Origin of the sequence: Streptomyces sp. NPDC093252, assembly GCF_040683675.1 — a bacterium.
Classification (GTDB): domain Bacteria; phylum Actinomycetota; class Actinomycetes; order Streptomycetales; family Streptomycetaceae; genus Streptomyces.
Genome location: NZ_JBFBEM010000001.1, coordinates 540,819 through 552,866 on the forward strand (window position 1 = coordinate 540,819; position 12,048 = coordinate 552,866).

Genomic DNA, 12,048 nt, shown 5'->3' on the forward strand with positions numbered 1-12,048 from the left:
CAGGCACCCCCACCGGCGTCAGGCGTCAGGCGTCCGCCCCGCCCTCCAGGTCCCCTTCCGTCTCCAGGTACACCTGCCGCAGCGCCTCCAGCACCGCCGGGTCCGGCTTCTCCCACATGCCGCGGGACTCGGCCTCCAGCAGGCGTTCGGCGATGCCGTGCAGGGCCCAGGGGTTGGCCTCCTGGAGGAACTCGCGGTTGGCGGGGTCCAGGACGTAGGTCTCGGTGAGCTTGTCGTACATCCAGTCGGCGAGGACGCCGGTGGTGGCGTCGTAGCCGAAGAGGTAGTCGACGGTCGCGGCGAGTTCGAAGGCGCCCTTGTAGCCGTGGCGGCGCATCGCCTCGATCCACTTGGGGTTGACGACCCGGGCGCGGAAGACCCGGGAGGTCTCCTCCACCAGGGTGCGGGTGCGGACGGTCTCGGGGCGGGTGGAGTCGCCGATGTACGCCTCGGGGGCGGTGCCGCGCAGGGCGCGGACGGTGGCGACCATGCCGCCGTGGTACTGGAAGTAGTCGTCCGAGTCGGCGATGTCGTGCTCGCGGGTGTCGGTGTTCTTGGCGGCGACCGCGATCCGGCGGTAGGCGGTCTCCATCTCGTCGCGGGCGGGGCGGCCGTCGAGGTCGCGGCCGTAGGCGTAGCCGCCCCAGAGGGTGTAGACCTCGGCGAGGTCGGCGTCGGAGCGCCAGTCGCGGGAGTCGATGAGCTGGAGCAGGCCCGCGCCGTAGGTGCCGGGCCGGGAGCCGAAGATCCGGGTGGTGGCCCGGCGTTCGTCGCCGTGGGCGGCGAGGTCGGCCTGGACGTGGGCGCGGACGTGGTTGGTCTCGGCGGGTTCGTCCAGGGACGCGGCGAGCCGTACGGCGTCGTCCAGGAGGGCGACGGTGTGGGGGAAGGCGTCGCGGAAGAAGCCCGAGATGCGCAGGGTGACATCGATGCGGGGGCGGCCGAGTTCGTCGGCGGGGACGGGTTCGAGGCCGGTGACGCGGCGGGACGCCTCGTCCCAGACGGGGCGGACGCCGAGCAGGGCGAGGGCCTCGGCGACGTCGTCGCCCGCGGTGCGCATCGCGCTGGTGCCCCACAGGGAGAGGCCGACGGAGGTGGGCCAGTCGCCGTTGTCGGTGCGGTAGCGGGTGAGGAGGGAGTCGGCGAGGGCCTGCCCGGTCTCCCAGGCGAGCCGGGAGGGGATGGCCTTGGGGTCGACGGAGTAGAAGTTCCGGCCGGTCGGCAGGACGTTGACCAGGCCGCGCAGGGGGGAGCCGGAGGGGCCCGCGGGGACGAAGCCGCCGTTGAGGGCGTGGACGGTGTGGTCGAGTTCGGCGGTGGTGGCGGCGAGGCGCGGGACGACCTCGCGGGCGGCGAAGTCGAGGACGGCGGCGACCTGATCGCCGTGGTCGGTGGGGACGGCCGCCGGGTCCCATCCTGCGTCGTCCATGGCCTGGACGAGCGCGCGGGCGCGGGCTTCCGCCGCGTCGGCGGTGGTGCGGGTGGCGGCGGACTCGTCCAGGCCGAGGGCCTCGCGCAGTCCGGGCAGGGCGGCGGTGCCGCCCCAGATCTGGCGGGCGCGCAGGATCGCGAGGACGAGGTCCACGCGGGCGGAGCCGGTGGGCGGGGCGCCGAGGATGTGCAGGCCGTCGCGGATCTGGGCGTCCTTGACCTCGCAGAGCCAGCCGTCGACATGGAGGAGGAAGTTGTCGAAGCCGTCGTCGTCGGGGCGGGCTTCGAGGCCGAGGTCGTGGTCGAGGCGGGCGGCCTGGATGAGGGTCCAGATCTGGGCGCGGATCGCGGGGAGTTTCGCCGGGTCCATGCTGGAGATCTGGGCGTACTCGTCCAGGAGCTGTTCCAGGCGGGCGATGTCGCCGTAGGAGTCGGCGCGGGCCATGGGCGGGACGAGATGGTCGACCAGGGTGGCGTGGACGCGCCGCTTGGCCTGGGTGCCCTCGCCGGGGTCGTTGACGAGGAACGGGTAGACGAGGGGGAGGTCGCCGAGGGCGGCGTCGGGGCCGCAGGCGGCGGACAGGCCCGCGTTCTTGCCGGGCAGCCACTCCAGGTTGCCGTGCTTGCCGAGGTGGATCATCGCGTCGGCGCCGAAGCCGCCGTCGGCGACGGGCGCGGCGATCCAGCGGTAGGCGGCGAGGTAGTGGTGGGAGGGCGGCAGATCGGGGTCGTGGTAGATGGCGATGGGGTTCTCGCCGAAGCCGCGCGGCGGCTGGATGAGGATCAGCAGATTGCCGTGCCGCAGGGCGGCCAGGACGATGTCGCCGTCCCCTCCCCCGCTGCGGTCCACGAACAGCTCGCCGGGCGGCGGCCCCCAGTGCTCCTCCACCGCGTCCCGCAGCTCCTGCGGGAGGGTGGCGTACCAGCGGCGGTAGTCGGCGGCGGGGACCCGGACCGGGTTGCGGGCCAACTGCTCCTCGGTCAGCCAGTCCTGGTCGTGGCCGCCCGCGTCGATCAGCGCGCGGATCAGTTCGTCGCCGTCGCCGGAGGCGAGGCCGGGCACGGGCGCGTCCCCGAAGTCGTAGCCCTCGGCGCGCAGCCTGCGCAGCAGGGCGACCGCGCTGGCGGGGGTGTCGAGACCGACCGCGTTGCCGATCCGGGAGTGCTTGGTCGGGTACGCGGACAGCACCAGCGCGAGCCGCTTGGCAGCGGCCGGAATGTGGCGCAGCTTGGCGTGGCGGACGGCGATCCCGGCGACGCGCGCGGCCCGCTCGGGGTCGGCGGCGTAGGCGGGCAGGCCGTCGGCGTCGATCTCCTTGAAGGAGAACGGGACGGTGATCAGCCGTCCGTCGAACTCGGGGACGGCGATCTGGCTGGCGGCGTCGAGCGGGGAGACGCCCTCGTCGTTGTCGGCCCAGGCGTCCCGGGAGCCGGTCAGGCACAGGGCCTGGAGGATCGGCACGTCGAGCGAGGTGAGCGCGCCGGCGTCCCAGGACTCGTCGTCGCCGCCCGCGGACGCCTCGGCGGGGCGGGTGCCGCCCGCCGCGAGGACCGTCGTCACGATGGCGTCGGCCGCCCGCAGGGCGTCGATCAGCTCGGGTTCGGGGGCGCGCAGCGAGGCCACGAAGAGGGGCAGGGGGCGGGCCCCGGCGTCCTCGACGGCCGTGCAGAGGGCGTCCACGAAGGCGGTGTTGCCGCTCATGTGGTGGGCGCGGTAGTAGAGGACGGCGACGGTGGGGGCGCCGGGCTCGGGCTCCCGCGCGGCGCGTTCCAGCGGGCCCCAGGAGGGGGCGGGTGCCGGGGCCTCGAAGCCGTGGCCGGTGAGCAGGACCGTGTCGGACAGGAAGCGGGCGAGGTGCTCCAGGTTGGCGGGGCCGCCGTGCGCCAGATAGGCGTGCGCCTCGGCGGCGATTCCGACGGGGACCGTGGAGGCGGCCATCAACTGGGCGTCCGGGGCCTGTTCCCCGGAGAGGACGACGACCGGGCGGCCGTCCGCGAGGAGTGCCGCGAGCCCGTCCTCCCAGGCCCGCAGCCCGCCGAGCAGCCGGACGACGACCAGTTCGGCGCCGTCGAGGAGCGCGGGCAGGTCGTCCAGCGGGAGCCGGGAGGGGTTGGCGAAGCGGTACGGGACCGGGCCGGTCGCCGCGCGGGCGCTGAGCAGGTCGGTGTCGGACGTCGACAGCAGAAGGATCATGCGGCGTCGGCCTTCCTCGGGGTGTCCGCGCCCCGGGCGGTGTCGGACGGCGGGAGTTCCTGACTCGCCCGGCCGTGGGTGGCCGGGCTCACAGTGGCGGGACCGCGCCGGAGTCGCACCGGGCTTCCTCCCCTGGTCGCCGTCGTGGCGATGGTGATGGATCTGATGATCCACCGATCAGCATAGTAAGGGGGCGGGTGGCGCGGGCGGACGGTACCGCCGGAATGACGATAGGTATGCTCGCCGCCATGTCCACGGCTTCCTCCCGCCCATCTCCCCAGGCCACAGCGGCGCGGGAGCGCGGCGACGCCTGTCCGGGGGCCCTGCGGCTGCACCCGGCGGACGACGGGGCGCTCGCCCGGGTCCGGATTCCCGGCGGTGTCCTCACCCTTCCCCAGGCCGAGGCCCTCGCCGACGCGGCCGGGCGCCTGGGCGACGGGGATCTGCATCTGACCTCGCGCGGCAATGTGCAACTGCGCGGACTGGCCGACGGCTGCGGGGCCGAACTCGCCGCGCTGCTGGACGCGGCCGGGCTGCTGCCGTCGTCCGCGCACGAGCGGGTGCGCAATGTCGTCGCCTCCCCGCTGTCCGGCCTAGACGGGCGCGGGTTCACCGGGGTGCGGCCCTGGCTCACCGCCCTGGACGCGCAGGTGTGCGCGAGCGGGCCCGCCCGGGAGCTGTCGGGACGGTTCCTGTTCGCGCTGGACGACGGGCGCGGGGATGTGGCCGGGCTGGGCGCGGACGTGACCCTGCGGGCGGCGGCGGACGGGGGCGCGGTGCTGTGGGCGGGCCCGCTGGACTCGGACCGCTGGATCGCCGAACGGCTGTGGGTCGCCCACCGGGACGCGCCACGGGCGGCACTGCTGGCGGCGGAGACGTTTGTCGGGTTCGGTGCGGGGATCGGTGACGGGATCAGCAGGGATGGTGGCGGGCTCGGCGGGGAAGGCGGCGGGGGTGGCAGGGATCGCGGCGGGCTCGGCGGGAATGGTGGCGGAAGTGGCAGGGATCGCGGCGGGAGTGGCCGGGGCGGTGGCGGCGCCACGGTGTGGCGGGTGGCCGAACTGGGGGACGCGCGCGGTGCGTTCAACCGTGCGCTGCGGGCCCGGCTCGCGGTCGCCGGGATCGCCTTCCGGGCCGCCAACGGGGAGCCGGTCGCCACGCCGGACAGCGCCGGGCCGCCGCCCGGAATCGCCGGGTCCGCCCTGTCCGTCCATGTCCCGCTGGGCCGGATCACTCCTCCGCAGTGGCGGGCGCTGATCCGCGCGGCGGCCGGGGAACTGCGGCTGACCCCGTGGCGCGGGGTGGTCGTCCCGACGGGCGGCGCGGGGCCGGAACGGGCGGTCGGCTCGGCGGGCACGGCGGCCGACTCGGCGGGGGCGGAAGCCGACTTGACGGGGGTAGGCGGCGGCCCGGAAGCCGACTCTGACGGCGCCGTGGCCGACTTCACAGGGATGGCGGCCGACTTGGCGGAGGTCGCGGCCGGGCTCACCGCCACCGGGCTCGTCACCGCGCCCGGTTCGCCCTGGTCCCGGGTCGGTGCCTGTGTCGGGCGGCCCGGCTGCGCCAGGTCCCGTGCCGATGTCCGGGCCGACGCGGAACGGGCCCTTCCCGGGGTGGCCCGCGCCCGGCTGCCCGTGTACTGGTCGGGCTGCGAACGCCGCTGCGGACACCCGGCGGGCGACCACATCGACGTGGTGGCGACCGCCCCGGACGACCACGGCCAGGGGTACGACCTGTCCGTGGTCACCGGCGGCCACCGGGCGCCGCCCGTCCGGGCCACCGGCCCCACCGACCTCATCACCGCCCTCACGGCCCTCGCTCCCTGAGCGCCGTACGACCATCGAGAGCAGCGAGAACACCATCGTGAGCACGCACGACCACGACCACGACCCGCCGTCCGCCCACGCGTACGCGTACACGTACGAGAAGGACGGTGCGGCCATCTATCGCCAGTCCTTCGCCACCATCCGCGCGGAGGCCGATCTGACGGGACTGCCCGCCGATGTCGCCCGGGTCGCCGTCCGGATGATCCACGCCTGCGGAATGGTCGATCTGGTGACGGATCTGGCGTACTCGCGGGACGTGGTGGCCCGGGGGCGCGCGGCGCTGCTGGCCGGTGCGCCGATCCTGTGCGATGTGCGGATGGTGGCGAGCGGGGTGACGCGCAAGCGGCTGCCCGCGGACAACGACGTGCTGTGCACGCTCTCCGACCCGGCCGTCCCCGAACTGGCCGCACGGCTCGGCACCACCCGCAGCGCCGCCGCGCTGGAGCTGTGGCGGGACCGTCTGGACGGCGCGGTCGTCGCCGTCGGCAACGCCCCGACCGCCCTCTTCCGGCTGCTGGAGATGATCGACGAGGGCGCGCCCCGTCCGGCCGCCGTGATCGGTGTGCCGGTCGGTTTCATCGGGGCCGCCGAGTCCAAGGACGCCCTGGCGGCCCATCCGTCGGGGCTGGACCACCTGGTCGTGCGCGGCCGTCGCGGGGGCAGCGCGCTCGCCGCCGCCGCGCTCAACGCGATGGCGAGCGAGGAAGAATGAGCGACGGGACGACGAACGGCGGCACGGGCAGGCTGTACGGCGTCGGGCTGGGGCCCGGTGACCCGTCGCTGATGACCCTGCGGGCCGTCGAGGTGATCGCCGGGGCGGATGTGGTCGCGTACCACAGCGCCCGGCACGGCCGCTCCATCGCCCGCTCCATAGCGGAACGGCATCTGCGCCCCGACCACATCGAGGAGCGGCTGGTCTACCCGGTCACCACGGAGACCACCGACCATCCCGGCGGCTACCGGGGCGCGATGGAGGACTTCTACGCCGAGGCGTCGGCGCGGCTCGCCGCGCATCTGGACGCCGGGCGGACGGTCGCGGTGCTGGCGGAGGGGGATCCGCTGTTCTACGGGTCGTACATGCACATGCACAAGCGGCTGGCCGACCGGTACCCGACGGAGGTGGTCCCCGGGGTCACCTCGGTGTCCGCCGCGGCGGCCCGACTGGGGACGCCTCTCGCGGAGGGCGAGGAGGTGCTGACCGTGCTGCCGGGCACGCTCCCGGAGGAGGAGCTGACCGCCAGGCTGGCGGCGACGGACACGGCCGTGGTGATGAAACTGGGCCGTACCTTCCCCAAGGTGCGGCGGGCGCTGGAGGCTTCGGGACGGCTGGCGGAGAGCCGGTACGTGGAGCGCGCCACGATGCCCGGGGAGCGGGTGGCCGCTCTCGCGGAGGTGGACCCGGAGTCCGTCCCGTACTTCTCGGTGGCGGTACTGCCGAGCCGGGTCGGGGTCGGGGTCGGGGTGGCGTCGGGTGCGTCGGCTGCGGGGGCGCCGGGCCGGGAGGGCGGTGGGCCGGAACAGGCTGCTGCGCCCGGCACGGGCCCCGGAGGTGAGGAGTCGCCGGGCCGGGAGGCCGACGGGGCGGGTGCGGAAGCGCCGGGCGAGGAAGCCGGCAACCCCGGTCGGGCCGACGCCGGGGCACCCGGCCACGAACCCGCCGCATCCGGCCCCGGCGTCGGGCAGGTCGTGGTCGTCGGGACCGGGCCCGCCGGGCCGTTGTGGCTGACCCCGGAGAGCCGGGGCGCGCTGTCCGGCGCGGACGATCTGGTCGGGTACACCACCTACCTGGACCGGGTGCCGGTCCGGCCGGGTCAGCGGCGGCACGGCTCGGACAACCGGGTCGAGGCGGAGCGCGCGGAGTTCGCGCTCGAACTGGCCCTGCGGGGGCGGCGCGTGGCCGTCGTCTCCGGGGGCGACCCCGGCGTCTTCGCGATGGCCACGGCGGTCCTGGAGGCGGCCTCGCGGGATGAGTACGCGCGGGTCCCGGTGCGGGTGCTGCCCGGAGTGACCGCGGCCAACGCCGCCGCCGCCCGCGCGGGCGCCCCCCTCGGCCACGACTACGCCACGATCTCCCTCTCCGACCGCCTCAAACCGTGGGACGTCATCGCCGGACGGCTGCGGGCGGCGGCCTCGGCGGATCTGGTGCTCGCGCTCTACAACCCCGGCTCGCGCAGCCGTGTGTGGCAGGTCGGCGAGGCCCGGGACCTGCTCCTGGAGCACCGGGACCCCGGCACCCCGGTGGTCGTCGCCCGCGATGTCGGCGGCGCCGATGAGCGGGTGCGGATCGTCCGGCTGGCGGACCTGGACCCGGCCGAGGTCGACATGCGGACGATCCTGCTGGTCGGATCGTCACAGACCCGGGTCGTACGGCGGGGGGACGGCAACGAGGTGGTGTGGACCCCGCGCCGCTACCCGGAGCCGTGAGGAGCGAGGCGGGCGAGGCGCACTCAGCGCAGCAGCCCGGCCTGGGTCTCCCTGACCCAGGCCACCGCCTCCGCCGCGCCGGTGACGACCCGCGCCCCGTCGGGCACCGGCGGTCTGCGGACCATGACCACCGGCAGCCCGGCCTCCCGGGCGGCCGTCAGTTTGGGCGCGGTGGCCGCCCCGCCGCTGTCCTTGGTGACGACGACCTCGATGCGGTGGCGGCGCAGCAGTTCCCGCTCTCCGTCGAGGGTGAACGGCCCGCGGTCCAGGAGGACCTCCATCCGGGCCGGACGGGGCGGCTCGGGCGGGTCGACGGACCGCACCAGGAACCAGAGCGGGTCCGGTGCCGCCGCGAACGCGGCGAGCCCGGTCCGGCCGGTGGTGAGGAACACCCGGCGCCCCAGGGCGGGCAGCAGACCGGCCGCCTCCGTGAGGGACGCGGCCCGGTGCCAGTCGTCACCGGCGACCGGCCGCCAGCCGGGGCGGCGCAGGACGAGCAGGGGTACCCGGGTGAGGGCGGCGGCGCGGGCGGCGTTGCGGCTGATCGTCGCGGCGAAGGGGTGGGTGGCGTCGACGAGCGCCCCGACCCGGTGTTCCCGCAGCCAGGCGGCCAATCCGTCGGCGCCGCCGAATCCTCCGACCCGCAGGCCGCCGGGCGGGGTGCGCGGCGCTGCTGCCCGTCCGGCCAGGGAGTTCGTCACCCGCAGGGCCGGAAGCGGCTCGGCCGCCAGGGACTCGGCGAGCTGCCGGGCCTCCGTGGTGCCACCGAGGATGAGGACGTGCACGGCTGATGTGTTCCCTTCGTCGGGTTCCGGAGCGGGGTGGGTCATGAGCGGCGGAGCCGGGGGCGGTCGCCACGCCCAACTGAAGCACACCGGTCTGCGGCCCGGCTGGACCACCGGCGCCTGCGCGACCGCCGCCACCACCGCCGCGTACACCGCGCTGCTCACCGGCCGTTTCCCCGACCCGGTGACGATCACGCTGCCGCGTGGGCAGACCCCGGCGTTCGCGCTCGCGGTCGAGGAGCTGGCGGACGGGCGGGCGATGGCGGGTGTGGTGAAGGACGCGGGCGACGACCCGGACGTGACCCACGGGGCGCTGGTGCGGGCCACGGTGCGGCGGCTGCCGGCCGGGGCGGGGGTGGTGTTCCGGGCGGGGCCCGGGGTGGGCACGGTCACCCGGCCCGGGTTGCCGCTGCCGGTCGGCGAACCGGCCGTCAATCCGGTGCCCCGGCGGATGATGCGGGAGCACGTGGCCGCCGTCGCCGGGCGGTACGGGGGCGGGGGCGGGGGTGATGTGGAGATCACCCTCTCCATCGACCACGGCGAGGAGATCGCCCGGTCCACCTGGAATCCCCGGCTGGGGATCCTCGGCGGGCTGTCGGTCCTCGGCACCACCGGCATCGTCGTGCCCTACTCCTGCTCGGCGTGGATCGACTCGATCCGCCGCGGGGTGGACGTGGCCCGCGCGGCGGGCCGTACGCATGTCGCCGGGTGCACGGGGTCGACGTCCGAGCGGACGGTCGTCGAGGAGTACGGGCTGCCGGAGGACGCCCTGCTGGACATGGGGGACTTCGCGGGTGCCGTGCTCAAGTATCTGCGGCGCCATCCGGTGGACCGGCTGACCGTCTGCGGCGGTTTCGCCAAGCTCTCCAAGCTCGCCGCCGGACATCTCGATCTGCACTCCGCCCGCTCCCAGGTCGACAAGGGGTTCCTCGCCGCGCTGGCCCGGCGCGGGGGCGCGGACCCGGACCTGGCCGCGCGTGTGGCGGACGCCAACACCGGGCTGGCCGCGCTCCAGCTCTGCCGGGCGGCCGGGATACCGCTCGGCGACCTGGTCGCGGTGACGGCCCGTGACGAGGCCCTGGCGGTCCTGCGCGGGGCACCGATCGCGGTGGACGTCCTGTGCGTCGACCGGGCGGGGGTGGTGGTGGGGCGGAGCGGGGTGGCGGGCGGCTGAGTACGGGCCTCCCGGCGGAGTGAGTATGGGAGCCGGGGTCCGCGGCGACGGCCCCGGCTCGGGTTCACCCTCTGCTCAAGTGACCCCGCCCAGGTCACCCCGCTCCGCTCACTCCACTCGACTCCACTCACCCCGGTCGGATCACCTCACCCCGCTCAGCACACATGCCGCTCCCGCTCCGGCGAGTACAGGTGGCTGTCGCCGAACTGCTCCGCGCCCAGGGTCCGGCCGACCATGATCACGGCGGTGCGCAGGATCCCGGCCTCCGTCAGCCGCCCGGCGATCTCGCCGAGCGTGCCCCGGATGACGACCTCGTCGGGGCGGGAGGCGTAGGCGACGACCGCGGCCGGGCACTCGGCGCCGTAGTGCGGCAGCAGCTCCTCCACCACGCGGTCCGCGTAACGGGCCGCCAGATGCAGCACGATCAGCGCGCCGGAGCGGCCCAGGGTCGCCAGGTCCTCGCCCTCCGGCATGGGGGTGGCGCGCTGGGCGACGCGGGTGAGGATGACGCTCTGGCCGACGGTCGGGACGGTCAGCTCCCGCTTCAGGGCCGCCGCCGCGGCGGCGAACGCCGGGACACCGGGGACGACCTCGTACGGCACCCCGGCCGTGTCCAGGCGGCGCATCTGCTCGGCCATGGCGCTGAACACGGACGGATCGCCGGAGTGCAGCCGGGCCACGTCGTGTCCCTCCTCGTGGGCGCGGAGGAGTTCGGCGGTGATCTCGTCCAGGGTGAGCTGCGCGGTGTCCACCAGCCGGGCGCCGGGCGGGCACTCGGCGAGGAGTTCGCGCGGTACCAGGCTGCCCGCGTAGAGGCAGACCCGGCAGGCGGCGAGGGTCCGGGCGCCGCGCACCGTGATCAGATCGGCGGCGCCGGGGCCGGCGCCGATGAAGTACACGGTCATCCGTCTGCTCCTGGTGAGATGGGATCGGTGGTGCGGGCCGGGGCGTCGGCCGTCTTCCGGGCCGTCCACTGGGTGACCGGCATCGCCTGCCGCCACCCGGTGAAGCCGCCGACGGGGACGGCGTACGCCGTGGCGAGCCGTACGAGGTCGCCGCCGAGGCGGCGGCGGGCGTCGGCGAGCAGCGCCTCCGACTCCAGTGTCACGGTGTTGGCGACGAGCCGTCCGCCCTCCGGCAGCGCCGCCCAGCAGGCGTCCAGCAGACCGGGGGTGGTGAGCCCGCCGCCGATGAACACCGCGTCCGGCGACGGCAGTCCGGCCAGCGCGCCGGGCGCGTCCCCGGTCACCACCGTCAGGCCCGGTACGCCCAGCCGCCCGGCGTTGCGGCCGATCCGCGCGGCCCGTACGGGATCGCGTTCGACGCTCACCGCCCGGCAGGACGGGTGGGCGCGCATCCACTCGACGGCGATGGAGCCGGAGCCGCCGCCGATGTCCCACAGGATCTCGCCGGGGGCGGGGGCGAGCACGGCCAGCGTGGCGGCGCGGACATGGCGTTTGGTGAGCTGGCCGTCGTGCTCGTAGGCGTCGTCGGGCAGTCCCGGCACGGCGCCGAGCCGGAGCGCGCCGGGGTCCCGTCGGCAGTGGACGGCGACGATGTTGAGGGGGTCGCCCGGCGGGTGCGCCCACTGGTGGGCGGGGGTCTCGGCGCCGAGCCGTTCGTGCGGGCCGCCGAGTTGTTCCAGGACCCGCATGGGGCTCGGTCCGAAGCCGCGCTCCCGCAGCAGGGCGGCGACCGTGGCGGGGGTGGTGGCGTCGGCGCTCAGGACGAGGACGCGCCGCCCGTCGTGCAGGGTGGCGGCGAGCCGGGCCGCCGGGCGCCCCACCAGGGTGACGACCTCGGTGTCCTCCAGCGGCCACCCGAGCCGGGCGCAGGCGAGGGACACGGACGAGGGGTGGGGCAGGACCCGCACGCCCCGGACGCCGAGGACCTCGGTGAGGGCGCGCCCGATGCCGTGGAAGAGGGGGTCGCCGCTGGCCAGGACGGCGATCCGGCGCCCGGTGTGCGCGGCGAGCAGTCCGGGTACGGCGGGCCGCAGCGGCGAGGGCCAGGGGACCCGTTCCCCGGCGCAGCCGGGCGGCAGCAGGTCCAGTTGGCGCTTGCCGCCGATCAGGACCTCCGCGGCGAGCAGCGCGGCGCGCGACCGCTCCGGCAGGCCGTCCCATCCGTCGGCCCCGATCCCGACGACGGTCACGACGGCGTCCGCAGCGACGGATTCGACAGAATCGTCAGATTGGGCAGAATCGCCAGATT

General features: G+C 75.7%; 8 protein-coding genes and 1 riboswitch. Of the genes, 4 read left to right on the top strand and 4 right to left on the bottom strand.

The window, feature by feature from the left end; translation table 11 throughout:
- Positions 1-25: 25 nt before the first annotated feature.
- Positions 26-3,625, bottom strand: coding sequence for a cobaltochelatase subunit CobN (gene cobN / locus AB0O01_RS02170; protein ID WP_365310053.1), 3,600 nt, complete (start codon positions 3,623-3,625; stop codon positions 26-28).
- A 53-nt stretch (positions 3,626-3,678) separates the two neighbouring features.
- A riboswitch (cobalamin riboswitch) is annotated at positions 3,679-3,755 on the bottom strand.
- A gap of 118 nt (positions 3,756-3,873) precedes the next feature.
- On the opposite strand from cobN, the gene AB0O01_RS02175 reads away from it, so the two are divergent.
- The 3 genes from AB0O01_RS02175 to AB0O01_RS02185 are packed head-to-tail and all read left to right on the top strand — an operon-like array spanning position 3,874 to position 7,875.
- A complete protein-coding gene (locus AB0O01_RS02175; protein WP_365310055.1) occupies positions 3,874-5,451 on the top strand; it encodes a cobalamin biosynthesis protein CobG in 1,578 nt (525 codons plus the stop codon).
- Between the two features lie 37 nt (positions 5,452-5,488).
- A complete protein-coding gene (locus tag AB0O01_RS02180; RefSeq protein WP_365310057.1) occupies positions 5,489-6,163 on the top strand; it encodes a precorrin-8X methylmutase in 675 nt (224 codons plus the stop codon).
- Entirely contained in the window at positions 6,160-7,875 is a 1,716-nt protein-coding gene (locus tag AB0O01_RS02185) for a precorrin-2 C(20)-methyltransferase (protein WP_365310059.1), read from the top strand. The genes AB0O01_RS02180 and AB0O01_RS02185 overlap by 4 nt, the downstream gene beginning before the upstream one ends.
- A 23-nt stretch (positions 7,876-7,898) precedes the next feature.
- Here the strand turns inward: AB0O01_RS02185 and AB0O01_RS02190 are convergent, their stop codons facing one another.
- Positions 7,899-8,660 (bottom strand): cobalt-precorrin-6A reductase, encoded by a 762-nt coding sequence (locus AB0O01_RS02190; RefSeq protein ID WP_365310061.1) that lies wholly within the window; start codon positions 8,658-8,660, stop codon positions 7,899-7,901.
- 43 nt (positions 8,661-8,703) lie between these two features.
- On the opposite strand from AB0O01_RS02190, the gene AB0O01_RS02195 reads away from it, so the two are divergent.
- Positions 8,704-9,834, top strand: coding sequence for a cobalt-precorrin-5B (C(1))-methyltransferase (locus AB0O01_RS02195; RefSeq protein WP_365310063.1), 1,131 nt, complete (start codon positions 8,704-8,706; stop codon positions 9,832-9,834).
- A gap of 155 nt (positions 9,835-9,989) precedes the next feature.
- Here AB0O01_RS02195 and cobM read toward each other — a convergent pair whose 3' ends face one another.
- Together cobM and cbiE are read right to left on the bottom strand one after the other, a co-directional pair.
- Complete coding sequence (gene cobM / locus AB0O01_RS02200) at positions 9,990-10,739, bottom strand: precorrin-4 C(11)-methyltransferase (RefSeq protein ID WP_365310065.1); 750 nt, start codon at positions 10,737-10,739, stop codon at positions 9,990-9,992.
- Entirely contained in the window at positions 10,736-11,989 is a 1,254-nt protein-coding gene (cbiE, locus tag AB0O01_RS02205; protein WP_365310067.1) for a precorrin-6y C5,15-methyltransferase (decarboxylating) subunit CbiE, read from the bottom strand. Before cbiE ends, cobM begins: the two co-directional genes overlap by 4 nt.
- Between the last annotated feature and the right edge of the window lie 59 nt (positions 11,990-12,048).

What these genes read in the sequence shown, in the direction of transcription:
- cobN (WP_365310053.1), bottom strand. Translation starts at nt 3,625, where the DNA reads ATGATCCTTCTGCTGTCGACGTCCGACACCGACCTGCTCAGCGCCCGC.
- AB0O01_RS02175 (WP_365310055.1), top strand. Translation starts at nt 3,874, where the DNA reads ATGTCCACGGCTTCCTCCCGCCCATCTCCCCAGGCCACAGCGGCGCGG.
- AB0O01_RS02185 (WP_365310059.1), top strand. Translation starts at nt 6,160, where the DNA reads ATGAGCGACGGGACGACGAACGGCGGCACGGGCAGGCTGTACGGCGTC.
- AB0O01_RS02195 (WP_365310063.1), top strand. Translation starts at nt 8,704, where the DNA reads ATGAGCGGCGGAGCCGGGGGCGGTCGCCACGCCCAACTGAAGCACACC.
- cobM (WP_365310065.1), bottom strand. Translation starts at nt 10,739, where the DNA reads ATGACCGTGTACTTCATCGGCGCCGGCCCCGGCGCCGCCGATCTGATC.